Below are 26,806 nucleotides of genomic sequence, written 5' to 3'. Positions count from 1 at the left end.
TACACCAGCTGTTTGAAGTCGGTAGAGCCGACGCACTGGCTTCCAAGCCTGAATTCCGACGTGCCCCGCCGTACTCCTGCCAATAAGTTTTTTGTGTTTATTTAGTTTCGTAGGCTACTCAATCATCAGATTGGTTTACGCAGTATTCTTACTCTGAAATACTTTTTACGTTGCCTACTTATCTTTCAAACAGTTATATTAACACAATTTTCGACATAATTAATTATGTCTATAGCTTGCTCCCGCTGAAATTCTTTAATTGCAGAGGATTTTTAAAATATTTGAGTTAGCATAACCTTGGGTGTTTGGAGAATGGCAATGTCAATGAGCAATAAAGCGGTTAATAGAGGTAAGAACAAACAAGCCAGTTCCACCTTTAGGAATTTAACAATACCAGTTTTGGCTATAGCTGGATGGTTGACAACGATCTTACCCAATACAGCGATCGCTGCCTCCTACAGCAATGATTATAGTGTCTGTGCGGGTCGCCTCCTAAAAGTGGGCGTAACGGCAGAAGCGGCATCACAAGGTTGTGCAGCAGCATTGCGTCCAAGGGATTTGGCTGCTTGCGTGGTTAAAATTGATAAGGAAACCCAAATTGCCGCGACAGATGCGCTTTCTTCTTGTGGTAAGGCCCGGCGTCCTGAAGAGTTAGCTACTTGTGTAGTTGGTGTTAGCTTAAGTATTAAGGAAGAAGCTAATCCGGCAGTTTTAGATTACTGTGGACGTAGTTTATTACCCGTGCGCTTTGGCCAGTGTGTGGTTGGCTTGCGTAGTCAAATCGACTTTCCCCCTACTCAAGCGCTAGATACCTGTATCAGTGCTGATGATAGTGTTGTTGGCGCTTCATCTTTATCTACACCGCCGACGCTAATTCCTGCGGGATCAAGTCCAAGTATCGAGAATACCCCATTTCCAACGCAACCGCTTGTTCCAGCACAACCCGGCGGGACTAATTAAATTACAGTGCTTTGTAATTGATTGAAAATACAGGTTGAATATAGAGTTGGCTATTTGCCAACCCGATTCAGGGACTACCAAAAATAAATCATCCGATTTGAATTTATCGGTTGGGTTGAGCAACAGCTCAACCCAACCTTGTATATTACAATGCCTCAACCTGACTGGGTAATTTACTTTTGCTGACTCTATAGCAAAGTTAGGCGATCGCAGTAATATTTGTATTAGCAAGCACTGCCTGATTCGAGAACTGGTCTATCTAAACTTGTTCAGCACCACCAATTCCATCAATAATCAGTAGATATTGAAGATAAATTTGGGCAAAACTTGAATTTTTTCCAATAAACCATACTATAGGGGCGCACAGATGTACGCCCCTATTGGTAATTGTGATTCAAATAAATGAAAAACACTATAATACTCCTCTCCAACACGGAAAGGAGTTGGAGAGAGGTTGGTCAAAGTCACGTTACTCGATCGCCTTTGGGAATTTGGAATTTTGCACAATTGTACTAGTCTTCTCTTTCGCCAAAAGCTGTCTGTAAAACCACTGCAATCCCTCCGTCTTGGTGATATTTATCTGCCCAAGCACGGATAACTTCATCCAATTCTTCCATAGCTTGCTCCATTTTTTCTGGAAGAATATCAAGTTCTTCCAACAAGCGCATGGCATTTCGTCGCCGTTCTGCCCAATTTTTCATCATCCGGAAATACCGAGCGGTATCTTCTACCATGATGTAAGTACGTTCTTGATCGTCTGCTGGGGCATAAAAAGGACGGGTAAGAGCGTAGAAGGGCATTCCCCAAGGAGAATCAACGCGAGTTACCGTGCCTGAATAGAGCAGACGGCGCTTGATATGCTCACCCAAAGCTTCACTCAAAGGCATTTGGTGTTCGGGTGGCAAATCTTCTTGCGATCGCTTGTGCAAAAACTCGATCAAATCCAAAAACTCAAAAGAGCTAACTAACTGGGCGTCAGGTAGATTGCTTGGCAGTTTTTGCTCAATTTGTCTTTTTTCTTCACTGGTCAGACTGCTACCAGGAACGCGCGATCGCCCCGGTTGCCAAGGATATTTTTCTAGCCAGACATAAGGCAATTGAATCAAGTAGCGAGGTTCTTGAGAACCCAGCATTTTTAACAGTTTGCCTTCTGTTAGCGCCTGTCTGACTTCTTCTACAATAATTTTTACCCGTTTCGGCTCCAGGTGGTGCAAATGCCCTGTCATCCGCAGGTTTTGTCCCTGCTCTAGATAGGTCATGTAAATTGCACACTTTGCTGCTGTTGCGGCTGCGTCTAAAAATGCCCCATGCCTGTGCCCACTCGTCCGCATGGCACTGAAAGCCAGATAAAGCATGATCTGATCCATCGCACTGGGGTCAAGACGTTTGATCAGATCTATGTCGTTACTCATATTACAGACAATTGAATAGCACGTTTACAGAGTTTTTAATCGAGTGAAAATAGGTAGTATACACCTGGCTGAAGGTAATGTCTTTACTTCAGACTATATTAGTATGCGATAACTATGAAATCGGTGGTAGTCCAAACTACCATTTTCGCATATTTTCTGGTACAAAGGCAGATTCGTTGGTTGTGACTATAACTGTCTCTGCATCTGACCAGAAAATTACAGACATCACCAAGTTCAGCTTGACGGCGGTTTACATCCCAGAAGTCAAATGTTTTGCAAGTAATCTACAAAGCTTTTCAGTTCTCTGGAGTTTTTCTCATCTTTCAAGAGTAACAATATCAAGCTGCTTACACCTAATATGGCGCTATGCCGACTCGGAGTAATAACTAGTTTGCACGGTTCATCTGGGATATCTATTACTCGAAAAAGATGCTTTTTTTCAGCTTTGACGAATTATTTGTAGTACACAGATGACTAGAAATAATTGGGAGTAGTCTAAAAAGAAATCGCTTACCAGGTGTAGCCATAGAAGTTGAGCCACACGGCTCGTTGTGAACTATTATCCCCTTTACAACCTCCAGCGATGTCTCGGCAGTATCAGCCGTTGGCTTGAGGGAAGATAGTAGACATCAAGTAGAGCAAATAATTCCAATTTCAAAATACCTGTTGTTTTTTCAAATATTGTTCCTTATCATATCATTGTTTTTTGGCTTTGGAAAAAATTTATCTCTTTTAAAGTATATCAATTATCTGTATTTAAATAATTTACATTTTTTCTAAATCAAGGTTTGGTGATATTTTTATTTTTACTTTTAAATCTAACTTTGATTTATCTTTTTGTATTGATTCTTGGACACAGAAAGCCGCGATTATTTTAGACTGAATCGCGTAGCTATAAGGCTTTTTGGATTATGCTAAGAACTGAAAAGTTAGTTACTAGACATACATCTAATAAAATATTTTTGATTCCATCTGATAATTATTTAGAGATTGCTTTTTAATAAATTTATATTTTTTTCATGAAAAAATTTTAAAATTTCATGTTTTAACTAATTCATTGGCTACTTTCAAGGATGTTTTTACCTCGCTGTTTTGTCTATTTGAGAGGTTTGAATCTCGTAGCTAGTTTGTTGCTATAAAAGAAGGAAAATACGCAGCAGGCTATGATATAGGCTTCTTTGTCTGGGGATCTGAGCGATCGCAGACCAAGTTGACTAGTAGAGAAGAGCAGAAATAAAGATACTATCTCACCAAACACAAGAGTATGAAAATGAGAAATTTTAAATTCCGCGTTACTCGCAGAGGTTTTCGTAGGATAAAGGTACTAGCTGTTTCATGGGCGATCGCTCCATATATTTATGTAGATAGTCTCCCACGCTTAAAAAACGGGTTACTCTACACACTTCTGCTACTTCTTCATTTTCTAGTTCCAAAACGTACTGCAATGGTCTTAGCTCCTTGCCAATTTCCTCTCTGAGCAAGTACTCGGACTCAATTGCTGGAGTCAGTACTACTCATGCTGCTTATATATACGTGTTTTCCCCACCTGTATCAGGCTAAATCCCTAAAAATATATTACAAGTCAAGTTATTCTGATTACTGGTCGCTTGTCTATTAAGTGTTATATCCACCTATACAGCAGTCCTAAATCATTCGTGAAAACTTAAATCCCCAACTTCTCAAAGAAGTCGGGGATCTTGTTTATCAGAGATGATTTAGAGAAGTTACAAGTGGGTGCATTAGCGTCAGAATTCATGCTGAGAGTGATGGGAGGTAAAGTAGCTCCCATCACAGCTAAACTGATTGAACTCGCCATTTAATTCGTGGGACTAGAGGGTTTAACCTGATTTCGCATTGTTTCAAAGCTGAAAGCAGCCGCGCCAAAGGTTACTAACAACACTCCCAGAATTTGCACAATATCCAAATTTTCTTGAATGATTAACCCAGCGAAAATCACGGTTAAAACAGGGATGCTACCACCGATGATTGCCGATCGTGAGGCACCTAGTTTAGTAATACCAACATTGTTGAGCAAATAGCCGGCAAGAGTCAGTACACCCAAAATAAACGCGCTTAAAACCAGTTCCAGCATCTTAGAGTTGTCAACTACCAAGTTCCAAAAAGGTAGCATCAAGCAGATAAAGCTCAACAACAACATGGTAGCGAAGTTAATCAAAGTAAAAGTCACGGGATGCAGTTTGCTAGCACAAACCCGCGTCAGAATTATGTAAGCAGCAAAAGCCACGCCCGAAAGAATGGCAGTGCTGCTTCCCATTGAAGTATTATCCATACCGATGCTGGGAGAACCCCCTAAAACCAGCAATTCACCGCAGCAAATCGCGGCGATCGCACCGATGCGGAATATTGTAGGGCGATCGCGAAACAGAAACCACGACAATAGACCACTAACCATTGGATAGATAAAGAATAGTGCGATCGCCATTCCAGTTGTGACTTGAGCGATCGCAATGTAGATGAGCACCTGAGACAAAAACAAAAAGCACCCACTCACAATCGACAGCACCAAAATCTGCCTTGTAGCTGCGTTAGCAGGTGTGGGATTTCCTCGGACTGAAGCGGCCAAGTTTTCCAGGTCTTGCCACAATCTTGGATGCAGTATAGGAGATAACAATACCATCAGTGGTACTACCACCATAAACCGTAGCGTCAAAATTAACAGAGTATTGCCCAAAGTCGGCGGTAGCAACTGCTCTACCTCTAATACTCCAAAAATTTGGGAACCTTCGTGGAAAATTACCTTGATGGCTACATTGTAAAGCGACGATACTACTACCGATAAGACAATCAACAAGAAACCGATTTGGATCGACGATAAACCAGAGGAATTACGCGATCGCGATTGTGGAGGTTTTGCTGCCGGCTGCGGCTCTAGCGCAGTGGTCGGTGAGGATTGAGCTTTGCTCTGTGAACCGTTCTTGCGGAGGACAGAAATTGGTTCAGTAGTATTTAGCTTTAGAGAAGGTCGGATTACTCTCGGCTGTGGCAAAGATCCAGGTGGAGGCTCTGATGTCGTTTCGTTTTCCAGCAAGTCCTGATTGAGGACAGAAATTGGCTCGGTAGCATTGTCTTTTGGTGGCGGAACTACAGCCGCTGGAAGCTCTGATGTCGTTTCCCTTTGGGACAAGTCCTGGCTGGGGAGAGAAATTGGGTTTGCGGCGTTTTCTCTAACAACGGTTGGTTCTGATGTTGTTTCCCTTTGGGACAAGTCCTGGCTGGGGAGAGAAATTGGGTTCGCAGCGTTTTCTCTAACAACGGTTGATTCTGATGTCGTTTCCCTTTGGGACAAGTCCTGGCTGGGGAGAGAAATTGGGTTCGCAGCGTTTTCTCTAACAACGGTTGGCTCTGATGTCGTTTCCCTTTGAGACAAGTCTTTGTTAGGAATAGAAATTAGATTAGCGACGTTTTCTCTAAGAATCGGCGGCTGTGATTTTGTTTCCCTTTGGGATAAGTCTTTGCTGGGGACAGAAATTGGGTTCGCCGTGTTTTCTTTAACAACGGTCGGCTCTGATGTCGTTTCCCTTGGTGAAAATTGATTAGGGATCGGGGAAATTGGCTCAGGGGAATTTTTTACTCCTTCGCCAATCTGTGGCGAGGATGTCTCAAAAGAACTGTTTTTTTCTGGCTCCGTAAACTGCAAAACAGTAGGTATACCTGCTGTTGCTGGTTTGCGTGAAGTTTCTTCTATAGTTTTTTCTAGCTCTCCATGCAGACGATTAACAAACTCCGTTAAAATCGTTTCCCCTTGCTGCTGCTGGCTATACATCCGTGACAACTGTTGGGAAAGATTACTTTGATAGTTCTTCAGCTCCTGTTGTAGCGAGTTAAAGGTAACAGTAACGGTGTCATCCAGACTGTCAAACATGTGTTCGACTTTTTCATTGATTTCACCTACTACATTGCTGCTCACTTCAGCAGACTTCAGCGCAGCTTGTTCGTAAGATTTGCCCTCTATGGTTTGGTTAGCTAAAGTTGCCAGAGAGGATTGCAGTTGTGAAGATATATGTTTGGCCAGAACTTCTGCCAGTTGACGAATTAACACTTGCTGCTCAGTGATTTGGCGCACTTGTTGTAAATGCTCTTTTTCCTCTACCAAGCTTTGAATGTCATCAGATAATCGGTTTTTTTCTGCCTGAAGCCGCTTTACATCTTCCTGCAACGCTCTGAGGACATTCTGCTGAAGATTTTCTAAGTCTTCAACTACAGCCCAAAGAGCATTTTCTGCTGCTCTAGATAACTCGCCTCTGACTCTCGGGTTTTCTGGTTGCTTCTCGAATCGCCCCATTAGCTTCTAACCTCTAACACCTTGACGATAAAGCTGCTTCCGGTACACTTTATTGGCGCTCATCTTAATTTCCTGTATTTTGTCAGATAAATTAAAAATTTTAACAGCACTTCCGCATTTCAACGTAATTCTGTCATACTGGACACAGGTTGGCAAAGCATAAAATTTGCTTTACTGGTTACTACACCGTGTTCTCTTCAGAATTTAGAAGTATTTGCCATTCGATTTTGGATTTTGGATTTTGAGGTTTTGAATTATCGACACGACTGGAAGTCGCTTGAACTGAGACCTTTTTTGTTTTTGGCCAGTTTAATTTTCATCAATTATTTGCCAATGAGATTTTTACTTTTAAACAAATCTCACTCCAAATAAAATATTTATTGTTTTGCTGCCAAGAGTAATTGTCAAAGACTTGCAGATGCGTGCACTATCGCCACAAAATTGTCTGACTTGCGAAACTAGCTGTAAATTTGTGTGGAATGTAACTTGTGTGACAGTTTACATCTCTAAATAGAGATTAAAGTATCTTTCTGTGGAAATTTAAAGTTACGCTATCCCCTGCACAACATTCTAATGAATGAGCAGCAATTCTGCAAAATTACGCTTTTTTGGCGTTGTTGCAGTCTACGTTCTACTTTGAGTACATCCGGGAAGTAGATAGAGTAATTAAATTTAAGATAAACTTTTGTTCGTAGTGAGCAATTTATCACTCTATATAATAAAGTTCTCAATGGCTAGAGCCGCTAACTGCGAACTTTGATTTAATTAAGCCTTAGAGGGAAAAGTTAGGAAAATATTAATAATTCTTAGAGGAATAAAATCCGGGCGATGCTAAAGATGGCAGCGCTAAGGACTGCACTAACGGGGATTGTAATTAGCCATGCGGCGGCAATACCTTTTAGTGTTTGGAACTTAATCGATTTGAGATTTTGCACTAGTCCAATACCTACTACACCACCAACAAGAGCGTGAGAGGTAGAGACTGGTAAACCTAGCCGGGAGGCGATGAGGATGGTGGTAGCAGTCGCAAGTTCGGCACAAAATCCACTACTGGGTTGCAAGGCAATAATGTTTTCGCCAATGGTAGCGATGACTTTTTTACCCCAGACAGCTAAACCACCGACAATACCAGCACCACCAAGGATTAAAATCCAAATGGGGATAGTAATACTATCTGTAGGTACGCTACCAGTGCGATTGATGTAAACGATCGCAGCTAAAGGAGCGATCGCATTTCCTACATCATTGGAACCATGAGCAAAAGCAACAAAGCAAGCACTTAGCAGTTGGAATCGTCCAAATAATCGCTCAACAGGATTTTGGATTGGTGGTAATTCCTGAGTCTGGGGTAAAAATTTTTCCTCTAATACCCCTTTCCCAACCTCCTCTAACTGTCGCCAACTAATGATTGTGAGTCCAACTGCTGCTATTGCACCCGTTAACAGTGGAATGTCGTAAGCGGGGATTTTGAAACCAACTTGCTCAATTACAAAATTGGTTAACGGTTTAGTCAGCGATGGTAATACAATCACGCCGAATATACCTAGCAGTAGAGTACTCAACCAGGGAATCCATTCTTGTAACTGCACTACTTGATTGGGTTGATCCAAAATCCAGCGCTTGATTTGACTGTAAAATAAAGCGGCGATCGCACCACTAATTAACGGTGTCAAAATCCAGCCAATGGTGATTAAGCCAATGGATGACCAATCAATTGCACCTACTCCCAAAGCTACCCAACTAAAGCCAGCGATCGCACCAACCACCGCATGAGAAGACGATACAGGTAAACCGCGTGATGTGGCAATTTGCAACCACACACCACAAGAAATTAGTACCGTTACCATCCCAGTAACTAATATTTGGGGTGTAGCTGCGAATAAGGCGGGATTAGCAATTTTCGTTGCTAGAGTTTCCGTTACCTCATGTCCAAACAATACAGCACCAGTAAACTCTAAAACTCCAGCGATAATAATTGCTTGTTTGAGGGTAACGGCTTTGGAACCGACAGAGGTTCCCATTGCGTTAGCAACATCGTTTGCTCCGAGATTCCAGGCAACGTAGAAAGCTAGTATAACGACTGTAACTTGGGTGATCAGCATTTTTTTTAGGCTAATGGGGGGATGAGGCAAGAAGATACGGGGAAATTACTCTGTGCGTCCCCGCGTCTTTCTTATCCCCTTTTACGGATAAATTAAAATTTTATAAGTATCCGGTGTGGGTGCGATCGCAATTTCGACAGCTGCTGATAAATCTTTTAGTGGATAACGATCGCTAATCAACGCTTGCACGTCAATCCGCTGATTAAATACAATATCGGCTGATAGATTCTGAAGCCGATAAGATGAACTGTAACTGCCTATCAAGTCAATTTCCCGACGGTAGAGGATATTGGGGTTGATGGGAATTTCCACCTCATCAGGGAATTCGGCGAAAAACAAGATTTTGCCACCTTTGCGGGTACTATCAAGTGCTTGAAAGAAGGCTTTCTCACTAGGGACAGCTAGCAAAGTAACATCAACACCTAATCCACCAGTTAAGGCAGAGATTTTGGCGGGTAAATCGGCATCACGCGCATCAAAAGCCGCCTCTGCACCGACACTTAAGGCTTTATCAATTCTAGAAGGTAGTAAATCAGTAGCGATCGCTTTTGCTCCAAAATACTTCACCAACATGATAAACATTAACCCAATTGGTCCAGCACCAGTAACTAACACAGTTTGTCCAGGAGCAATTTGGGCTTTTTTCACTGCCTTCAAGCAGCAGTTAGTCGGTTCTACAAAACTCGCTTCTTCAAAACTGATATTATCCGGGATGGGAATTAGTCCGCCATTTTGGACAATATGTCCGGGAACCTTGACATAATCGGCAAAACCACCGCCACTAGCATTAAAACCTGCGGTTGTAGAAATATTTTTGTAAACATCACACATAGAGAAATTATCATTTAGGCAGTAGGCGCAACGCATACAGGGGATGTGGTGCATCACTGCTACTCTTTGTCCAACCTGCCAACCTTTGACATCATTGCCTAGTGCTGCGATCGTACCAGCAGTTTCATGTCCAAAAATACGCGGCGGTTCATATAGGGGATAACGAATTTTTTTAATATCTGACTGACACAACCCCACAACCCGCACCTGTACCAGCACTTCATCTGGTTCTAAGGTTGGAACTGGGATATCTTCGTAAGACAGTTGATTGACGCCTCTAAATACCTGTGCTTTCACGTTGGTTTTTCCCGCTCAACGATACTAGATGTAACATTAGCAGCAACGTTAGGCTATCAGGCTTATGATTTTTGTATGTTGGCTTGTTCTAGTTGTTGTTCTAAGCTTTGTTTAAATATTTGGAATGCTTCAACATCCGCCGATGAAAGATATCCCCCAACTCCGCCATTCTCAAGCCTGAGGATCTCACCCCGGTTGTCTTTAGCCGTAATTGTTAAAATTCCCCCTTTTTGCCAGAGTCGATACCGTTTACCCTCAAAGCATCGACCACCTTCCGATGCTTTCTTTGCAAACTTACTCTTCAAAGCTTTTTCAGCAATTTGCACAATTTCATCAGAATAAAATTGGCAGCGAATACTACAAGTAAATTTTGGTACTCTATTCTTTCTTTTTAAATTATTTTTTTCCAACTTATCAAGGGTCTCTGGAACACTCCTTGGAAGTTTAAGCGCATTAGATTGCTCCCAAATAATTTTAATCATTGTTCCTGGATGTTGCTCATCCAGGTAAACCAAAAAATCATCTGGATGCCAAGCTTCAATTTCATAAGGAGCTAAAGATTCTATAGGAAAGTCATCAAGGTTAGTGGTAACAATGACTTCTGCTTTAGCAACTATAGCAGCAGCGAGAACATGGTGATCGCCTGGATCGTTTGTCATCACTGCAACTAAATACTCTGGTACTTCCACTATCGCATCAGGAAAGTTTGTCTTGATTTGTTGTTGAAAGTATGCCGCCTGAGCATCTGTTTTCATTCTTCCATCTTTTACAAGGTTACGAGTCGCACCATCCAGAATTTCTTGTGAAAAATGAAGTTCGATAACTCTGCCTCAGGAGCACGCATAAGCGTATCACACAAAGGCATGGGGTAGATAACACAGGAATCCAAAACAACCGAGAGAACCATTTTACTGATCTAATTCGCTACTCTCGTCATCATAGAACCCCTCATCTTCTAAAAATTGAGTAAATTGCTTAAGTCCTTCCCTACGCTTACTATCGCGCTGTTTCTTATATTTTACTAAATCCTCAAAATGAACACGCCGATGTGTTCCCACCATAATGTGGGGAATTTCCCGCTGTTCTAATAACTTAATCAGATGGGGACGTGAAACTTTAAGAAAGTCTGCTGCTTTTTGAGTTGTCAGTTCTCGATCCTGAATAACTACAGATACCACTTTACCTAGTGCCATTGCATGGACAGCTTGACGTAACACCTGATACACCGAATCAGGAATGGAAATTTCTTCTCCTTTGGCTCCTACTAGTTTCGTTTGGGAGCCTTCAATTTTAAGTCTACGCTCCAGTTCCTTTATAGATTGCGCTTCTTGCTCTGGAGGCATTACAGACTCTGAAAGCACGCTATGCCTAGACATCGTGATTACTTCCTCTTGTGTTATGGGACGTTACGTCGTCAATGTTATATATATATTATTCATATCTTATAATACACACTACACAAACGAAATATCCGAAAAATAAAATAAATTATCTTGTCTGATGCCAAGCTATCTGGAGAGAATATGTCGGAACTCCAGTGAGGTTAAGTGATGGTTAATCAGACATACACAGCTGATGTCTTAGTTGTCGGTGGGGGAACCGGAGGCACTGCGGCTGCTATTCAAGCGGCGCGACGAGGAGCCAAAACGATTTTGGTGAGTGAATTTCCTTGGTTGGGGGGGATGCTAACTTCGGCTGGAGTGTCTGTACCCGATGGCAACGAATTAGAAGCCTTTCAAACGGGCTTATGGGGTGCGTTTTTGCAGGAATTGCGAGAACGACAGCCTGGTGGATTAGATAACAGCTGGGTAAGCTTTTTTAGTTACACTCCCCGGATTGGGGCAGAGATTTTTGCAGATTGGGTGCAGGAATTGCCCAATCTGCACTGGATTTCTGGACAAGTGCCAATGGAGGTTTATCGACAAGGTGATTCTATTACTGGTGTGCGCTTTACTGATTTTGCTGTCACAGCCAAGATTACTCTCGATGGCACAGAGTTAGGAGATTTATTGGCTTTAGGTGAGATACCTTACCGCTGGGGTTGGGAATTGCAATCTGAGTGGGGAGAACCCAGCGCCCCAGTGACTTTTAACTCTTTAACCCAGAGATATCCTGTGCAAGCGCCGACTTATGTAGTGATTATGCAAGACTTTGGTGAAGCGATGTCTACGACGGGCGTAGCTGCGGCACCAGAAATTCCGGCTGCCCCTAACTATGATCCATCCCAGTTTACAGGTGCTTGGGATGACTATGGAGCAGAGACATTTTTGAATTATGGACGCTTGCCTGGTGGTCTATTTATGATTAATTGGCCAATCTGTGGCAATGACTACGGTAAAGGGGTAGGGCGGTTGATAGAGTCAGATGTAACCAGAGGTGAATTCATCCAAGAATCTCACTGGCACAGCCAAAATTTTGCCCATTTTATCCAAAATCAGCTTGGCCGTCGCTATGGTTTAGCAGAAAAAGTATTTCCTCACACCTCTACAGCTTTTGCACTACATCCCTATTACCGGGAAAGCCGCCGCTTAGTGGGACTAACTACTGTCCGAGAACAGGATATTTTGCCGATCGCTGGAGGTAGAGTTGCATCTATATTTAATGATGCGTTCGCCCTTGGCGTTTGCGAAGCAATCGCAGTTGGTAACTACGCCAATGACCATCATTATCCTGGTGTTCAATTCTCACTGCAACCAAAATCTATCCGTTGGGGGGGACGCTGGACTGGGACTCCCTTTACAATTCCCTACAGTTGTCTAATTCCAGCCACAACAGATGGTTTCTTGGTTTGTGAAAAAAATATTTCTGTCTCCCACATTGCCAATGGGGCCACCAGATTACAACCTATGGTTATGGGCATTGGTCAAGCAGCGGGGATGGCAGCGGCGATATGTGTTGAGTTAAACTGCCAGCCGAGGGATTTGACCGTTAAAACACTGCAAACGGCTTTATTAGAAGATAATCGCTCAAAAGCAGCAATTATTCCTTTATTTAATCTTCCACCCAATCATTCGGATTGGCTGCACTGGCAACTGTATTACTTAAATAACCCACAAGCCTATCCAGCCAGTGGTGATTGCGATTGCTCATCGAGGAATGAGTACCCTGACTCTACTTTTGGCAAGGCATTAATTCGGGAAAGTAACTGTTTCAAAGGCATTTTCTACCGCTTGGATCAGCAGGAATACAGATTCACTGTCACAGCACCAGCCGCATATCAAGGGCAAAATTGGCAGCTTGTAACTTTGCGATCGCATATCGACGAGCAATTACGCGCTTATCCCCACGAACAATTAGTTACATTGTGGGGTCGTCAAAATCATTTTGGTAATTGGTTATTAGTCGAACATTTAAACGGAGGATAAGAAGAGTTTATTTTCAGTAAAACACAATACTTTTTGATTAATTGTCCGGATATTCATTAAAAAGCTAAGTATCAGTGAAGTGGAGAGTTCCAAAATAGACATCTGCTATGCGTGCTGCCATTTCACTTTTAGTCTCGAGTCTGGTGTTCGGCCCCTTAGCTTCTAACTGCCAAACAATGGTCAATCACTTATCAACAGGGCTGCTTTCCACGCCTGCTTCGGAACAGTGGCTCTCGGCGGCATCTGAACAAAATCCAGATGATGCGCCACGTCATCGCGGTAGTGGGCGCAGAGAAGTGACGCAAAAATTCGGAAATATTTATGCTGTCGTTTAACGATCATAGGCTAATGCCTCTTTTTCCAGAAGAACCAAATTACCAGAAAACAGGATGTTGTGTTAACATATTTTACACAGCTTTTCTGGCAGAGATATATACAGTTGACACACGAAAATCTTCAGCGATCGCTTAGTATTTCAACTGCAAGCTTTGTATATATAGTTGGCCTCAATCCTGCCGATCAAAACGCAAATCAAATTCAGTGCCTTGATCAACAGCATTACCAACTCCTCAAAAGCTACACAACTGTTGCTCATATTTCTTAGGAAGCTCTGCGTCTCAATTCTCAACTGCTCTAGAAATAGATGTTACTTAGACTATCAGTTAATCTAAAGCACATCTAATTCAAACATTTTGCTTGTTGAAGAAACAGTCTTAAGGCAACTCCACTTTATTCCCCAATAGGTTTTCTTTTCATACATTGACTAGCTGGTTATTTACATCAGCAATTAATTGCTCTTCGCTTCGACGCCTGTTTAGCGTCCCTTGCCGAAGCATAAAATCCCTTTCGTTTCATCTGAGCTATTTAGGGTATGGATTCGCCTAAGTAGTATAGGTTTATTGCACTTCGCAACAAATCTTACTATTCCTGACCTACTCTTGCACCCTGGTTCATTCTTTTCGCAAATGGCTCCCGACGAAATAAATATTAAGAAGGATCTGTTTGATCATCTTAGTTATCTTAATTGTTCTACACCCAAGGGCAGATGCAAAGTTTTGCATCTGCCCTTTTTAGATGAATTTTATTTAAAGAAAAGGGTCTCAAGCTGGCTTATGAGCAATGAAATACTTGCTCATAAAATGGATTTGCATCTCAATATTCTCAAAGCCAGCTCTGTGCAAGCGTTCTACCAAATCATCAGTAGTGTAATGCCTGTAGTAGGGTTCATGGAAAGCTTCAGGGAAAAAGTCCATCATCTGTTCCAACTCAGGTGAATCACTCAACTGAATTGAGTCACAGATAATAAAGACTCCTCCTGGTTTTGTCACCCGGAAGCATTGCTCAATGATACTTTGACGTGCGATCGCTGGTAACTCATGGAAGAGAAAAACAGAAGTTACACCATGAAAATAGTTATCTAGATAGGGTAACTCTTCGGCATTCGCTTGTAAAAGTTGCGGTAGTTCTCCTGGAATTTGGGATAATAGTTCGTTTGCTTTCCGCAAATAAGCTGGTGACAAATCCGTACCAAACAACGATGCTTGAGGCAATGCTGCCCGAATCATCTTCAGAGTCCGCCCAGTTCCACAAGCTACATCCAAAATCCGAACTTGCCTTGGTGGAACAGAGTCAAAAGCTTTCAGCCCTTGCTTGAGGGGAGCAAGAATTCGCCGCCGCATTGGATCGGCTGCCCCTCCAAAAAGAATTTCCACCTGTAAGTCATATAAATTGGCTGACAAGTCACTCAAGTAGCCATTACTTTGATGATGGAAGTTCTGCACGTAGTAGCTCGGATAACCATCTGTGTCAATTTCGGGCGAAAAATCTTGGTAATTCTGTTGTTTAACCCGCTCCCACATTTGAGGGAAATCTAGCCATACTAGCGGATAGTAGCGGAAAAAGTCTTCCCAAGGGTTGTCAAACAGCAGACTTTCCGGATAAACACCTTTTTGGGCATCTTGCCAGTCTGTCTCCAGCACCTGATTTAATCTCTCTTGAAGTTTGAGTACAACCTCGTTTGGGATTGGTTTGGTCTTTTGTTCAAGCGTTGGATACACCAGGTTCCTCAACTGTGAACTTAATATTTTGTGTGCCAGACCAAAGTAATTTTTGCTTTGTTGAAAGGTCTGATAAGTCAGCTTCGTTAAATTGGGGACTTCCAAATAAATAAATATCCCATCGTTTTTAAAGCAGGGGAGCAGGGGGACTCGGGGCCCCCACGGAGTGGGGATTGGGGGAGAGGGGGCAGGGGGAGAGAAAGTCGTTTTGATGGGCGTGAAATTGGATAATTTATTTCTTGGAGTTCCCTTATCAGGCATAAAAAGAGCTTGAGCTTTGACTACTTGTATTCCGTGTAACAATTATAACGTATAAATTATCTCCTCTTTGGAAGGTTATGTGCCCTGGGCTAAGACAAATATTAAGCCAGATCATTTTAGTTCTCAAAGGTGTATTCAGAAGATTTTTCCGGCTTTTGACAAAAAATACCTAATATTGTGGGCAAAGAAAATATAAATTTTTGTAAAAAGTAGCTTATGTTACAGAATTTTTGTTATATTAGTCTTGTGAGGAAAAAAAATTATATATTCACAAAATACACAGGAGTATGGTTATGTCTATCGCAGATAAATCTCGTGCTTTGATGGTGCGTGAACATCAGCAAGTCAAGAATCGCCAACAATCAATGCTGATGAGGGCGGCACAGGAACTTGGTCTTCCTGAAGAAGTATCTCACTACTGGAACCCGATTCAAGGGAAGGTAGATGCTAGCAGTCGGATGATTTATGGCCCCAGTCACGCTTCCATGAGCTAAGTTTCAGGAATTTTAAGCTGGATTTTTTGAGTGAAAGTCTCAACTGACAACTTTGGAAAAAAAGCCACCCTCTACTTTAGGGTGGCAAAATTTATTACTTTTTAATTAGATACGACTCTTCATTAAGCATCGTAATAGAGGTAAAACTCGTAGGGATGAGGACGCAGTTGCAACTGCTTGGCTTCGTTAAGCTTGTAGTCAATCCAATTTTCGATAAAGTCTTCCGTGAATACGCCTGATTCTGTCAAGAAGGCGTGATCGTTTTCTAGTGCTTGCAATGCCAGTTCTAAAGAACTTGGAGTTGAGGGAACCTTTGCAAGCTCCTCTGGAGAGAGTTCATAGATATTCTTATCTAGGGGTTCACCAGGATGGATTTTGTTTTTGATGCCATCGATACCAGCACAAAGCATTGCAGCAAATGCCAAGTAGGGGTTAGATGTAGCATCTGGACAACGGAATTCTAAACGCTTGGCTTTGGGGTTCTTACCAGATAGAGGAATACGGATAGAAGCAGAACGGTTCCCTTCAGAGTAAGCCAAGTTAACAGGAGCTTCATAACCAGGCACTAGGCGCTTGTATGAGTTGGTACTAGGGTTGGTAATTGCCAACAGCGCTGGTGCGTGTTTGAGAAGACCACCAATGTAGTACAACGCCATTTCACTCAAATCAGCATACTCATTACCTGCAAACAGAGGTTGACCGTCTCTCCAAATGGACTGGTGACAGTGCATTCCTGAACCGTTATCGCCAAAAATCGGTTTTGGCATGAAGGTGACGGTTTTGCCGTATTTCTTGGCAACGTTCTTGATGACATATTTGTAAGTCATCAACCAGTCAGCCGCTTCGATCAACTTACCAAAACGAAAACCTAGTTCGCACTGACCACCAGTAGCAACTTCGTGGTGATGCTTTTCAATGGGCACACCTAATTCTGCCATTGTCAACAGCATCTCTGTACGGATGTCTTGGAAAGAATCCGTTGGTGAAACTGGGAAGTAACCTTCTTTGAAGCGTGGTTTGTAACCCAAGTTGGGTTTTTCATCTGTACCGGCTTTACCGGAATTCCAAGCACCTTCTTCGGAGTCTAAGAAGTAGTAGCCTTCGTTAGCAGTTTGGGCAAACCTAGCACTATCAAAGATAAAGAACTCAGCTTCAGGGCCAAAGAAGGCTGTATCACCAATGCCACTAGAAACCAGGTAATCTATTGCTTTTTGGGCAATAACGCGTGGGCAACGGTTGTACGGTTCACCCGTGCGGGGGTCTTTAATACTACAAATTATACTTAGTGTTGGCACTTCCATAAATGGGTCGATCCAAGCAGTGTTGGGGTCGAGTACCATCGTCATGTCCGATTCGTTGATTGCTTTCCAACCCCGAATGCTGGAACCGTCAAAAGCTACGCCATCAGTGAATGCAGTCTCATCGATTTGGTTCTGGTACAGTGTGAGGTGCTGCCAAGTCCCTACTGTATCGATGAATTTGAGATCAATCAGCTGAATTTTTTCATCTTGAATTCTCTTCAAGAGTTCTTGTGGTGTTGTCATTGTTACTCCTTCTCTACCAATTTCCTAAAGTAAACCAGAATCTTACATTGCATCCTAACCCTGCTGATCTCAATCAGACCGTGACACACCAGAAATATCTTAAATACTAGACATTAGCGAATTTTGTAGCTTATGTTACAGATATCTAGATTATCAGGTTATATTAACCTTTCAGCGATCATCTGTACAAAACTGGAAAGTTCATCACATAGGGGTCAACTTTGGCATAGAATCCTTAAATAGTGGATAGATTGTTTTTGTGCCGAATCTATTTTAAATAGCACAAAAATTTACTGGTGCATAAGTGCAGCCAAATAAATATCAAACCATAAATAGCAAGGATTGGGAGAAAAAAGAATGCGCGATGCAGTAACAAGTTTAATTAAGAATTATGACTTAGCTGGTCGGTATTTTGACCGGAATGCGATCGATAGCCTGAAGTCTTACTTTGACAGCGGTACAGCAAGAGTACAAGCGGCGGCAGCGATAAATACTAATGCGGCCGCACTTGTCAAGCAGGCTGGTTTGAAGTTATTTGAAGAACTGCCAGAATTGATTCGCCCCGGTGGAAATGCTTATACAACTCGTCGTTATGCGGCTTGTTTGCGGGATATGGACTACTATCTGCGCTACGCCACCTATGCGCTGGTTGCAGGAAACACGAATGTGTTGGATGAACGAGTGCTACAAGGGCTACGGGAAACTTACAATTCTCTAGGAGTGCCTATTGGGCCTACAGTTCGCGGTATCCAGATTCTCAAGGATCTGATTAAAGAGCAAGTAGCAGCAGCAGGTGTGGTTAATACTGCTTTTGTCGATGAACCATTCGATCACATCACACGCGAGTTGAGCGAACAGGATATTTAGATTTTAAGCGGGCAAGGTGTCTGCCCCGACATAAACATAAATAGCGATCGCACTTTTGTCTGTGTTGGAAAAGAGCGATCGCTTTTTTTAGACACTATTAGGATATGAGGAGCAAAGGGTGTAAAGTTTTGCTCGTAAGGCACAATAGAAGTTGCCGATGTTTGAGGCGCTGATTATGGAAAAATTATTAACTTGAGTTAACCGAGAAGAAATTATCAATCGTGCTTTGACTTTAATCTGACCAGGAGAGTCTAATTAATTGGCTAAACAGCGACTCGATACACTATTAGTAGAGCTAAATTTATGTTCTTCTCGCGCCTTAGCACAGCGGTTAATTCAGGCGGGGGAAGTTACTGTTAATCAGCAGCTAGTTGATAAGCCTGGTACAGAAGTTGATATTTCGGCTCAAATAAATATTAAAGAGCGATCGCCTTTTGTTTCTAGAGGTGGTGAAAAACTCTCCAAAGCTTTGTCAGTATTTGCCATTCCTGTAGCAGAGCGCATTTGTTTAGATGGTGGGATTTCTACTGGTGGTTTTACTGATTGTCTCTTGCAAGCTGGAGCAAAACAAGTTTACGGCATTGATGTCGGTTACGGTCAAGTTGATTGGCGGTTGCGAAATGATTCGCGGGTGATTTTGCGGGAACGCACCAATTTACGGCAACTACGACCAGATGAGTTATATGGCGAAAATGACCCGATTCCTGATTTGGCGGTGGTCGATGTATCGTTTATTTCTTTAACTAAAATTCTGCCTGCTTTGTGGCAACTAACTCAAGCTAACCGAGAAGCTGTATTGTTAGTCAAGCCACAGTTTGAAGTCGGCAGATCCCGTGTGGGTAAAAAAGGTGTTGTGCGAGATCCAAACGACCAAGCTGATGCCATTTTCCAGGTGTTGCAAACAGCCCACGAATTAGGATGGAAATACAAAGGCTTAACTTGGTCGCCGATCACTGGTCCTGCTGGGAATATCGAATATCTTTTGTGGTTGGGAATGGGAAGTGAAATACCACTACCTGATTTAGAGGCAATTAAGCAAATAACGCAGTCAGCAACAACTGATTTACGGAAAAGTTAAAGGTCGTAGATTAGACATTCTACGGAATCAGGATGGTGATCGCAGTAGTTTTCCAAAGAGGTTTTGTTTGATTTTGCTTGCTGTTGATGAGCTTTCTCAGCTTGTAATTCTTCCACAATGTCCCAGGCTACGGCACAACCAGCAGAATTACTACCATCTAGCTCACAAGTTGTACGGGCTTCAGTAATGGCTTCAGTAATGGCTTCTTCAAGATTTGTCGCCCCAGTAGTTTCAAATTTTAGGGTAGTTGTCATGATATTTTCACCTTTAGTTTACAGAGATAGATATTAACTGTGAGCTTTCAATGACCCCAGGAAGCTCACCCTCCGGGTGACGCTCCTGCGTCGCTAACGCTGCGCTAACGCCAGTCCCTCTTTGTTGGAGCAACAAGACCGGGCTGGCTCACATTTCCAGTTTAGATAGGCTTCCCACAAGAGGTGGTGGTAAACACCGTCATCTTTTTAGCTAATTTGAGTGGGAATTACCCTCTTGTCATCTTTGATTCAAAAAGCTACAGCAATTCTACTAGTTGCGGTAACAAGCAGAGGTGGTCATGTTCTCAGTCTTGCATCCCAAATTGGGAATGTCAGTCAATTGTCAGAAGAGTTTGATAGAAGTTGATAAACACTTATAAACGGCAACAAACGGGAAACAATTTTTATTTATTCTCAATACTTTATTCCTAATTCTTGTCGCAAACGATACAGAATTGTGTTTTGGTCAACTTGAGAAAGAATTTCTTGAATTACACTGCTAGCGCCCAACTGCCCCCAGGTACAGCCTTTTTCGAGATACACTTGGGCGGCTTTGCCAACAGAGTATGCTCCATAACCGGCGATACCAGCTTGGGCGATCGCACTGCCAGCAAAGGCAGTAATATTGCTGGGATTGTCACCACTGGTTATTGCAGCCGTACTTTTACCTAAACCCAAAAGAAAACTACTACCTAATTCACCTAGCAGCAAGCCACCAGAACTAAATAAAATCGTTTTTAAAATTTTCCCGGCTTCATAGCTAGTCATCGGCAAACCATATAATCTAGCTAGAGCGCGAATTAAAGCCAAATCAGCAACAGCTCCGCCAAGGATATCTAAAAAAGCAATGGGATTGAGCATTACTGCCAAAGCTTTGTATTTGGTAAATTGCCAGATGATATCTTCGGCTTCTTGTTCGCGTAAGTCGATGGTTTTGTGAGCGATCGCGGCTTCTGCATCCCGTGCTTGGATGAGTGCATTTAAAGCGAGGAGCGATCGCCCTTCCCGATTGAGAATATTCAGAATTGTCTCTTTGAGTTCATCTACTTGCGGTGGTGGTGTCTCCCATTCATAACTGACACGCCCATCAGGCCACTCTACCCGCACTTCCATTGCTGCTGGTTCCGCCGCCACCATGACAATTTCATCAGGTAGTAGAGGCTTTGCTTGGGGATGTCCCGCACCCAGTTGTTGCAAATTTTGGTAAATCGCTTCCTGGTCTGTATCTGGGTATAAATCTATTTTGTTAAATACTAAAATCAGGGGTTTTTGTGCTTGTCGTAATTCCAACAGCGCTTGATACTCGGTACGTGTGATATCACCAGACACAACAAACAAAATTAAATCAGCCTGATGTACTACTTCTCGGGCCATATCCGCGCGTGACTCACCCTCAATTTCATCTAATCCGGGGGTATCAATTAACTCTACTAGTACCTTACCACCGGGCTGCCAACGGACGGAACGGGGCCATTGAGTGACACCGTTCAGGGGCCCAGTTTGCAGAATCTTGTCTCCCAGCAAGGCATTTAAAACTGCTGACTTTCCCCGGCTCACCAAACCAAAGACGGCAATTCTAATGACGTTAGAATCCAGCTTGTTGAGTGTGGCGTTCAAAGCTTCCAATTCTGGTTTCACCAAACCTACCAATTCTGGGTTGGATGACAACTGTCCTGATTTACGAAGATATCCATACCAAGACAGCGCTTGTCTGAGACTGGCGCGGGCACGATTTAAATGAGTTTCTTGCAGATTACGCACGAAGTTAGGTTAATTCAAGGAACAGGCTACATATCCATTTTGAACTAATTCCCAGACTGTTAGCCTGTTTTGTCAAATTAGGCAATTGTTCTGATGATTTGCATATCTCTTAGTGCAATATCCATTCAGAACATGGGATTGTGTTCATTATCCCAACACTTGCGAGCGCTCCAGTTTCTCCCCGTATGTTCACATTCAGATGGATCATCTATCCAAGGAATCGATGTAGAGTGGTGCGAAGTTCCAATGGAAGCGAATAAGCTAGCAGTTAATAAAGGCAATAATAAGGAGAAAGTTATCAATGTACAAATCGGTAAAATAATTAAATATGCAGTGAGCAGCACAATGTTACTATGAGTCCAAAAAACTGTGCCTATTTTATTATTTTTTCGGCGAGTTTTTAAGCTAGTCGTTGAATTCGAGAAAAGCATAATGCAACCCTATTAATGCCAGTTTATATAGCAATTCCATTTGATCTGTCAAAGCCAAGCTGACTGAGAGCTAGCCGGATCAAATTTTGGCTCTCAGTATATTTAGCAAAAATCAAACAGAAGTCCTATATGACTACGGATTTTTACGTAAGAACATTATTGAAGCTATATACTCTGATGTCAAAGGTGCAAGTGACGACTTCTTAGAACTTTTAATCTTTGGGCGCAAAAAAATATTTTTCATGAAAATATGTTGAAGTTGTAGCGATTGCCCTTGCGTAAATCCTGGCAAATTTAACTCACGGCGTTCTGCTGCCGATGCAGCAAGAATAATGGTATAAGGCTAGATTGTTGTATATCTGTATCTGATACCAAATTTTGATAACCAAATTTTGGCGTGGTACTGGCAGTATAGAAGTAGCGTTAATTCTTTTTTATGCCTAGAGACGATAAATCCGAAGTTTCACGAAGGGGCGCATCTGATATTATCGAAAAATGCAAGTAACGCATTATCCACTAGATGAAACATATCAAAGTCTTAGACTACGGATAAAAAACTGAGTTTTAACCAGAAGAAATAGGAAACGAAGTTGCAAAAATTAAGAGCGAAATAAACGCTAATAAAACTATAGATTCTGATTTAATTTAGAGTGTATTCCAATGCAGAGAAAAATCTCTTTAACTTACAGCCTGCTGCCGTCGATGCTGTAAAAACCACTCATAAAGTTCTGGATTATTATATGTCTGCGTCCACGAGTCGTGATCGGCTTCTGGGTAAACTGTAAATTTTACATTCCCATTGTGGGCTTTTAGTGCAGAAACCATGATTTCAGACTCGCTTAAGGGAACAACATTATCCATTGCTCCGTGAAATGCCCACACGGGAAGATTTTTCAACTTACGTGCTGCTTGTGGGTTACCACCACCACAGATGGGCGCGATCGCAGCAAATCTTTGAGGCTGTGCTGCTGCTAAATGCCATGTTCCGTAACCACCCATGCTTAAGCCAGTCAGGAAAATCCGATCTGGATCAACAGGATAGGATGAGATAACCTCATCAAGAAGGGCGCTCAATCGTTCTACATTCCAATATTCACCGCGCGGACATTGGGGAGAAATTACAATAAAAGGAAAATCCGGCTGGTTCTCTACAACCTGGGTAACACCGTGCTTTTTCACGTCATCTAAGTAAGAACCTCGCTCACCTGCACCATGTAAAAATAAAATTGTTGGTAAAAGTGGCTGTTGTGTTTTGTTGCGTAGGCGTAGCCCGTCGTAGACATCGCCTCCGCTGAGGTGTAGCCCATCAGGCAAGAATAGCAGGTAGTTGTAGCTGTCGGTGGAAGTAACTTGCTGTTGTGTTGAAGGCATAGGGTTCATAACTATTGTTAGTTCAACATTTGCGAACAGCTATTGTATAACTTGGTCGCTGTGTCACTTCTCGTTGACTCTTAACCAGTCGAAAGTCATTATCTATATATAGATGTTCTAAAAAAGAAGTAGCTAGATAGGCTTTTTCAAATTTTTTGACAGTATTTCTGTCCATATTTTCTAATTGCAGTTCTTGCCGTAAGTCTACTTTTGGCGCTGGTTCCCTAAATTTAGATTTAACTGTTGTTATAAACCACTCATCTGCATCATAAATTGTCAATGGGATTTCTCGATTTCGCAATGCTTGGAATATCCCAATATTTTTAATATCCCACTGTTCATGTTTAACTGAATACTTTTGCAACACCATTAAGTCGTAAGCTGGTAGTCTTGATGCAAATTTTCGCCAAAAACCAGACTGATGTCCTGGTGCATAGCGGGCAATATTTGCATAGTAACCATCATTATGAAAAATTTGATAAGACTGCTCGTGTATCCTACCAGGTAAAATGTCTTGAAAAGGTATAGTAGACCATATTGGCATCCATCCTCCCATGACGATTGCCACTTGATCTACAACCTTGCCAAAAGGATTACGTCGGCTCAACTCTGCAAAATATGGTGCTAATTCATTTTTATAAAATTCTACTTTAGCATTTAATGGCTCTAAATTGCGACCTTTAACGAGTTCTAAAATTTGATTTTTAATTTCTGGCGTACTCAAATATGTCAATTCTTTAGTATTTTTGAGATTTACCATTATCCTTTATCCTGAGAGAATTTTCATATTCTAATTACATAAACTATTAGACTAACTTAACTAAATAAGATGCGGGAAGTGTGAGATACAAAGACACGGAAAAAGTATTTGATCGCTTCTTTGCGTCCTTGTGTCCCCACCTACCCGCGTCTTCAATTAAAGAACTACCACCAAATTCGATTTCCATTTTCGTCAACTCGTGCTTCCCGAATTACATCGGAAATCTCTTCAGCATCTTTTACGTGGTGGAGTGCCTTCTTTTCACCATTGGGTTCATCTACAACGAAGTAAGTCGGGACTGTTATTTTGTCACCTGTAATGTCTGGTACATGATCGACAGCTACTTGTTTAGCCTTCTCTTCAATTGATTGAGGCTCATCAGCAATCTTATCACCCGGATTCGCGGTTAAGTTTCTTTCCTTCACATTTGGCTCGTCACGAGAATCCCAATCGCCGCTTACTGGTTGATTAATTTGATTTTCTTGATTATTATCACTCATGGCTCTTTCAGGTATTAAAATATCTGACTTGACTAACAACAGTTTAAAAAATCAAAGGCATAAAGAGTTCTTTCTCTGGAGAGAGTTTGAGAATAGATTTTGTGAGGAGCATATCTTAGGTTAGATCCTAGCTTTGAGATTTATGAATAAACTCTTACTCCAGAAATAAATAATAATTAAATATTAAAGTTCAGGAACAACTCTTAAAAAAAAGCAAATTTTCTGAACATGATCCCACAGTAAACACAGATGTACATTAATCCTAATGCGATCGCGCCGTAGTATATTATTAGACCTTTCTTGGGAAATCGAATTATGAGAGAACACTCTTCTACTAATGGCAAAATTCCAGCGAGGATAAAAACGCGCCGGGATTTCTTAACCTATATGCTAGGTACTACAGTCGCATCAGTAGGATGCATCCCAGTTTTTATTTTTTAATGAGAAAATAATTGTCATTGCGAGGAGGAACGACGTTCGCGGAGCGTGTCGCAGACAAGCAATCGCATAGACTCGCTCTGAGTTGGAGGATTTTGCGATTGCTTCGCTTCTCTACGAGACGCTGCGCGAACGCTCGCAATGACATGCAATAAAAGTGGGATGCTCCCCATCAGTAGCTATCAGATATCTATTTCCCAAGGTCAGCCAAAGTCGTGAACTAGACCTAGAAACCCTTTGCTCACTTTATCCAAAGAATTCGCGCTGTCAAAATTATCTTCCAGGATCAGTGGCACTGGCTAAAGACGACAAGGAAATTGAGGCTAATGCACTACTAGCAAGCGCAAAGCCAGGAATTCCGATTCTCGTAAAAGGCTTGCCAGACCGTAGCGTTGATTATCTGATTATTCAAGACGGGCCACAGATTGCTGAGTACGCTATTAGTCCAATCTGTACCCATTTAGGATGTACAGTTGAGTGGGATCTTGAGAAGAATTACTTTATTTGTCCTTGTCATGGGTCTCAATACGATTCTCAGGGTCGAGTCGTTCATGGCCCAGCTAAACGTTCTTTGCCACTAATGACTGTAGTAGTTAAGCAAAACCAAATTCGTTTAGTTGATCGCAAACCTGCTATAGATCCTCGTTAACCTACCATTATCAAATCAAATTGAACAATGCCACCATACTTTTTGAGCAAGTTATAAATTATAAAAGACTAACAAAAATTACTGCATGATTGAAATTTGTCGAGTAAGCTGACAACAGCAGTTTCATTCTCAAACCAATGACCACAAGTAGTCCCAAAATTTTAGCCCTGGACTTTGATGGAGTGATTTGCGACGGGTTAATTGAATATTTTGAGGTAGCATGGCGTACCTACTGTGAAATTTGGTCTCCTAATAACGACACACCGCCAGATGATTTAGCTTTGAGATTCTATCGCCTAAGACCTGTTATTGAAACAGGTTGGGAAATGCCCGTTTTAATTAAAGCCTTGGTAGATGGAATCCCTGACGAAAAGATTCTTTATGAATGGGTAAGCATTGCCCCACAACTTTTGTTAAATGACAAGCTACAAGCAAAAGAAATAGGTGCAAAACTAGATAAGCAGCGAGATGAATGGATTACTACGGATTTAGGCGCTTGGCTGAGTCTGCATAGATTTTATCCGGCTGTAATAGAAAAAATTAAATTAACTATTGACAGTGGAGTGAGGCTATACATTGTCACCACTAAAGAAGGACGTTTTGTGCAGCAGTTGTTGCAACAAGAAGGGGTGAATTTACCACCAGCAGCGATTTTTGGGAAAGAAGTCAAGCGTCCCAAATATGAAATTTTGCGAGAATTAATCCAGTCAGCAGGAGACAAGCCAGCTAGTCTCTGGTTTGTAGAAGATAGACTGAAGACATTACAGTTAGTTCAACAGCAAGCAGACCTTGGAGATGTGAAACTTTTCCTTGCAGACTGGGGCTATAATACCCAAGCTGAAAGAGAAGCTGCCCAAAATGACCCGCGAATTCAATTGTTATCACTTTCTCAGTTTGCCAAAGATTTCTCAGCTTGGCTTTAAGTAATTCGTAAGTCGTAATTATTGGCAAAACACTCGCACGTAATTGTCTATCTTAGTTTTCTTTACCTGTTGGGGTCTAAATCCCCAACTTTCTTTTATTACGAATTACCTTAGCGAGTATTAGAGCGTCATTTCCTGGCAAAATGGC

Annotated in this window: 25 protein-coding genes; 11 read left to right on the top strand and 14 right to left on the bottom strand. The window is 42.0% G+C overall.

Going from position 1 to position 26,806, the window contains the following annotated elements; genetic code table 11:
* Nucleotides 1-324 precede the first annotated feature (324 nt).
* Nucleotides 325-960, top strand: a complete 636-nt coding sequence (locus RM347_RS11375) for a hypothetical protein (protein WP_322721991.1) — start codon at nt 325-327, stop codon at nt 958-960.
* Nucleotides 961-1,472: 512 nt separating this feature from the next.
* Here RM347_RS11375 and hetR read toward each other — a convergent pair.
* Nucleotides 1,473-2,372, bottom strand: a complete 900-nt coding sequence (gene hetR, locus RM347_RS11370; protein WP_322721924.1) for a heterocyst differentiation master regulator HetR — start codon at nt 2,370-2,372, stop codon at nt 1,473-1,475.
* Between the two features lie 77 nt (nt 2,373-2,449).
* Between hetR and RM347_RS11365 the strand changes: the two genes are divergently transcribed.
* The gene (locus tag RM347_RS11365; RefSeq protein ID WP_322721923.1) at nt 2,450-2,755 is read left to right on the top strand and encodes a hypothetical protein; all 306 of its coding nucleotides are present in this window, start codon (nt 2,450-2,452) and stop codon (nt 2,753-2,755) included.
* A 909-nt stretch (nt 2,756-3,664) separates the two neighbouring features.
* Here the strand turns inward: RM347_RS11365 and RM347_RS11360 are convergent.
* Complete coding sequence (locus RM347_RS11360; protein WP_322721922.1) at nt 3,665-3,817, bottom strand: hypothetical protein; 153 nt, start codon at nt 3,815-3,817, stop codon at nt 3,665-3,667.
* Between the two features lie 252 nt (nt 3,818-4,069).
* Between RM347_RS11360 and RM347_RS11355 the strand changes: the two genes are divergently transcribed.
* Nucleotides 4,070-4,192 carry a hypothetical protein gene (locus RM347_RS11355; RefSeq protein WP_322721921.1) on the top strand — a complete coding sequence of 41 codons (123 nt, stop codon included), beginning with the start codon at nt 4,070-4,072 and terminating at the stop codon, nt 4,190-4,192.
* Here RM347_RS11355 and RM347_RS11350 read toward each other — a convergent pair.
* From RM347_RS11350 to RM347_RS11330, 5 genes are all read right to left on the bottom strand, one after another.
* Nucleotides 4,189-6,675: an EamA family transporter gene (locus tag RM347_RS11350; protein ID WP_322721920.1), complete on the bottom strand. Its 2,487-nt coding sequence runs from the start codon at nt 6,673-6,675 to the stop codon at nt 4,189-4,191. The two genes, RM347_RS11355 and RM347_RS11350, sit on opposite strands and share 4 nt — an antisense overlap.
* A gap of 806 nt (nt 6,676-7,481) precedes the next feature.
* Nucleotides 7,482-8,777, bottom strand: coding sequence for an inorganic phosphate transporter (locus RM347_RS11345; RefSeq protein ID WP_322721919.1), 1,296 nt, complete (start codon nt 8,775-8,777; stop codon nt 7,482-7,484).
* Nucleotides 8,778-8,858: 81 nt separating this feature from the next.
* Complete coding sequence (locus tag RM347_RS11340) at nt 8,859-9,905, bottom strand: zinc-dependent dehydrogenase (protein WP_322721918.1); 1,047 nt, start codon at nt 9,903-9,905, stop codon at nt 8,859-8,861.
* A 62-nt stretch (nt 9,906-9,967) separates the two neighbouring features.
* Nucleotides 9,968-10,660 carry a hypothetical protein gene (locus RM347_RS11335; RefSeq protein ID WP_416211944.1) on the bottom strand — a complete coding sequence of 231 codons (693 nt, stop codon included), beginning with the start codon at nt 10,658-10,660 and terminating at the stop codon, nt 9,968-9,970.
* Between the two features lie 153 nt (nt 10,661-10,813).
* Nucleotides 10,814-11,281 carry a helix-turn-helix domain-containing protein gene (locus RM347_RS11330; protein WP_322721917.1) on the bottom strand — a complete coding sequence of 156 codons (468 nt, stop codon included), beginning with the start codon at nt 11,279-11,281 and terminating at the stop codon, nt 10,814-10,816.
* A 174-nt stretch (nt 11,282-11,455) separates the two neighbouring features.
* On the opposite strand from RM347_RS11330, the gene RM347_RS11325 reads away from it, so the two are divergent.
* The 3 genes from RM347_RS11325 to RM347_RS11315 all read left to right on the top strand — a co-directional run bounded on the left by RM347_RS11325 (nt 11,456) and on the right by RM347_RS11315 (nt 13,741).
* Nucleotides 11,456-13,270 (top strand): FAD-dependent oxidoreductase, encoded by a 1,815-nt coding sequence (locus RM347_RS11325; protein ID WP_322721916.1) that lies wholly within the window; start codon nt 11,456-11,458, stop codon nt 13,268-13,270.
* 107 nt (nt 13,271-13,377) lie between these two features.
* Nucleotides 13,378-13,605 (top strand): heterocyst-inhibiting protein PatX, encoded by a 228-nt coding sequence (patX, locus tag RM347_RS11320; RefSeq protein ID WP_416211943.1) that lies wholly within the window; start codon nt 13,378-13,380, stop codon nt 13,603-13,605.
* A gap of 13 nt (nt 13,606-13,618) precedes the next feature.
* Entirely contained in the window at nt 13,619-13,741 is a 123-nt protein-coding gene (locus RM347_RS11315) for a hypothetical protein (protein ID WP_322721914.1), read from the top strand.
* 629 nt (nt 13,742-14,370) lie between these two features.
* Here the strand turns inward: RM347_RS11315 and RM347_RS11310 are convergent.
* Nucleotides 14,371-15,432 (bottom strand): class I SAM-dependent methyltransferase, encoded by a 1,062-nt coding sequence (locus RM347_RS11310; protein ID WP_322721913.1) that lies wholly within the window; start codon nt 15,430-15,432, stop codon nt 14,371-14,373.
* 449 nt (nt 15,433-15,881) lie between these two features.
* On the opposite strand from RM347_RS11310, the gene RM347_RS11305 reads away from it, so the two are divergent.
* Entirely contained in the window at nt 15,882-16,082 is a 201-nt protein-coding gene (locus RM347_RS11305) for a hypothetical protein (RefSeq protein WP_012411649.1), read from the top strand.
* 122 nt (nt 16,083-16,204) lie between these two features.
* Here RM347_RS11305 and glnA read toward each other — a convergent pair whose 3' ends face one another.
* On the bottom strand, nt 16,205-17,626 hold the full coding sequence (gene glnA, locus RM347_RS11300; protein WP_322721912.1) for a type I glutamate--ammonia ligase: 1,422 nt from the start codon (nt 17,624-17,626) through the stop codon (nt 16,205-16,207).
* A 357-nt stretch (nt 17,627-17,983) separates the two neighbouring features.
* On the opposite strand from glnA, the gene apcB reads away from it, so the two are divergent.
* Together apcB and RM347_RS11290 are read left to right on the top strand one after the other, a co-directional pair.
* On the top strand, nt 17,984-18,493 hold the full coding sequence (apcB, locus tag RM347_RS11295; protein ID WP_322721911.1) for an allophycocyanin subunit beta: 510 nt from the start codon (nt 17,984-17,986) through the stop codon (nt 18,491-18,493).
* 259 nt (nt 18,494-18,752) lie between these two features.
* Nucleotides 18,753-19,571, top strand: a complete 819-nt coding sequence (locus tag RM347_RS11290; protein WP_322721910.1) for a TlyA family RNA methyltransferase — start codon at nt 18,753-18,755, stop codon at nt 19,569-19,571.
* Here the strand turns inward: RM347_RS11290 and RM347_RS11285 are convergent.
* The 5 genes from RM347_RS11285 to RM347_RS11265 form a co-directional block, all read right to left on the bottom strand.
* A complete protein-coding gene (locus RM347_RS11285) occupies nt 19,568-19,825 on the bottom strand; it encodes a Calvin cycle protein CP12 (protein ID WP_322721909.1) in 258 nt (85 codons plus the stop codon). The two genes, RM347_RS11290 and RM347_RS11285, sit on opposite strands and share 4 nt — an antisense overlap.
* Before the next feature lie 414 nt (nt 19,826-20,239).
* Nucleotides 20,240-21,586 carry a GTP-binding protein gene (locus RM347_RS11280; RefSeq protein WP_322721908.1) on the bottom strand — a complete coding sequence of 449 codons (1,347 nt, stop codon included), beginning with the start codon at nt 21,584-21,586 and terminating at the stop codon, nt 20,240-20,242.
* Between the two features lie 1,109 nt (nt 21,587-22,695).
* Nucleotides 22,696-23,388: a prolyl oligopeptidase family serine peptidase gene (locus RM347_RS11275; protein ID WP_322721907.1), complete on the bottom strand. Its 693-nt coding sequence runs from the start codon at nt 23,386-23,388 to the stop codon at nt 22,696-22,698.
* Nucleotides 23,389-23,410: 22 nt separating this feature from the next.
* Nucleotides 23,411-24,148 (bottom strand): hypothetical protein, encoded by a 738-nt coding sequence (locus RM347_RS11270; RefSeq protein WP_322721906.1) that lies wholly within the window; start codon nt 24,146-24,148, stop codon nt 23,411-23,413.
* A gap of 164 nt (nt 24,149-24,312) precedes the next feature.
* Nucleotides 24,313-24,648 carry a hypothetical protein gene (locus RM347_RS11265; RefSeq protein ID WP_322721905.1) on the bottom strand — a complete coding sequence of 112 codons (336 nt, stop codon included), beginning with the start codon at nt 24,646-24,648 and terminating at the stop codon, nt 24,313-24,315.
* 727 nt (nt 24,649-25,375) lie between these two features.
* Here RM347_RS11265 and RM347_RS11260 point away from each other — a divergent pair.
* On the top strand, nt 25,376-25,735 hold the full coding sequence (locus RM347_RS11260) for a Rieske 2Fe-2S domain-containing protein (RefSeq protein ID WP_322721904.1): 360 nt from the start codon (nt 25,376-25,378) through the stop codon (nt 25,733-25,735).
* Nucleotides 25,736-25,872: 137 nt separating this feature from the next.
* The gene (locus RM347_RS11255; protein WP_322721903.1) at nt 25,873-26,658 is read left to right on the top strand and encodes an HAD family hydrolase; all 786 of its coding nucleotides are present in this window, start codon (nt 25,873-25,875) and stop codon (nt 26,656-26,658) included.
* Nucleotides 26,659-26,806 lie beyond the last annotated feature (148 nt).

The sequence above is a fragment of the Nostoc sp. ChiQUE02 genome (assembly GCF_034531305.2).
Classification (GTDB): domain Bacteria; phylum Cyanobacteriota; class Cyanobacteriia; order Cyanobacteriales; family Nostocaceae; genus Nostoc.
The sequence above is the reverse complement of the archived record's forward strand: the minus strand, read 5'-3'. Positions and strand labels throughout refer to the sequence as shown.

Coding starts and splice junctions, on each gene's coding strand:
- RM347_RS11375 (WP_322721991.1), top strand. CDS start 325: ATGAGCAATAAAGCGGTTAATAGAGGTAAGAACAAACAAGCCAGTTCC.
- hetR (WP_322721924.1), bottom strand. CDS start 2,372: ATGAGTAACGACATAGATCTGATCAAACGTCTTGACCCCAGTGCGATG.
- RM347_RS11365 (WP_322721923.1), top strand. CDS start 2,450: ATGTCTTTACTTCAGACTATATTAGTATGCGATAACTATGAAATCGGT.
- RM347_RS11350 (WP_322721920.1), bottom strand. CDS start 6,675: ATGGGGCGATTCGAGAAGCAACCAGAAAACCCGAGAGTCAGAGGCGAG.
- RM347_RS11345 (WP_322721919.1), bottom strand. CDS start 8,777: ATGCTGATCACCCAAGTTACAGTCGTTATACTAGCTTTCTACGTTGCC.
- RM347_RS11335 (WP_416211944.1), bottom strand. CDS start 10,660: ATGAAAACAGATGCTCAGGCGGCATACTTTCAACAACAAATCAAGACA.
- RM347_RS11330 (WP_322721917.1), bottom strand. CDS start 11,281: ATGTCTAGGCATAGCGTGCTTTCAGAGTCTGTAATGCCTCCAGAGCAA.
- RM347_RS11325 (WP_322721916.1), top strand. CDS start 11,456: ATGGTTAATCAGACATACACAGCTGATGTCTTAGTTGTCGGTGGGGGA.
- patX (WP_416211943.1), top strand. CDS start 13,378: ATGCGTGCTGCCATTTCACTTTTAGTCTCGAGTCTGGTGTTCGGCCCC.
- RM347_RS11315 (WP_322721914.1), top strand. CDS start 13,619: ATGCCTCTTTTTCCAGAAGAACCAAATTACCAGAAAACAGGATGTTGT.
- RM347_RS11305 (WP_012411649.1), top strand. CDS start 15,882: ATGTCTATCGCAGATAAATCTCGTGCTTTGATGGTGCGTGAACATCAG.
- glnA (WP_322721912.1), bottom strand. CDS start 17,626: ATGACAACACCACAAGAACTCTTGAAGAGAATTCAAGATGAAAAAATT.
- apcB (WP_322721911.1), top strand. CDS start 17,984: ATGCGCGATGCAGTAACAAGTTTAATTAAGAATTATGACTTAGCTGGT.
- RM347_RS11285 (WP_322721909.1), bottom strand. CDS start 19,825: ATGACAACTACCCTAAAATTTGAAACTACTGGGGCGACAAATCTTGAA.
- RM347_RS11275 (WP_322721907.1), bottom strand. CDS start 23,388: ATGCCTTCAACACAACAGCAAGTTACTTCCACCGACAGCTACAACTAC.
- RM347_RS11270 (WP_322721906.1), bottom strand. CDS start 24,148: ATGGTAAATCTCAAAAATACTAAAGAATTGACATATTTGAGTACGCCA.
- RM347_RS11265 (WP_322721905.1), bottom strand. CDS start 24,648: ATGAGTGATAATAATCAAGAAAATCAAATTAATCAACCAGTAAGCGGC.
- RM347_RS11255 (WP_322721903.1), top strand. CDS start 25,873: ATGACCACAAGTAGTCCCAAAATTTTAGCCCTGGACTTTGATGGAGTG.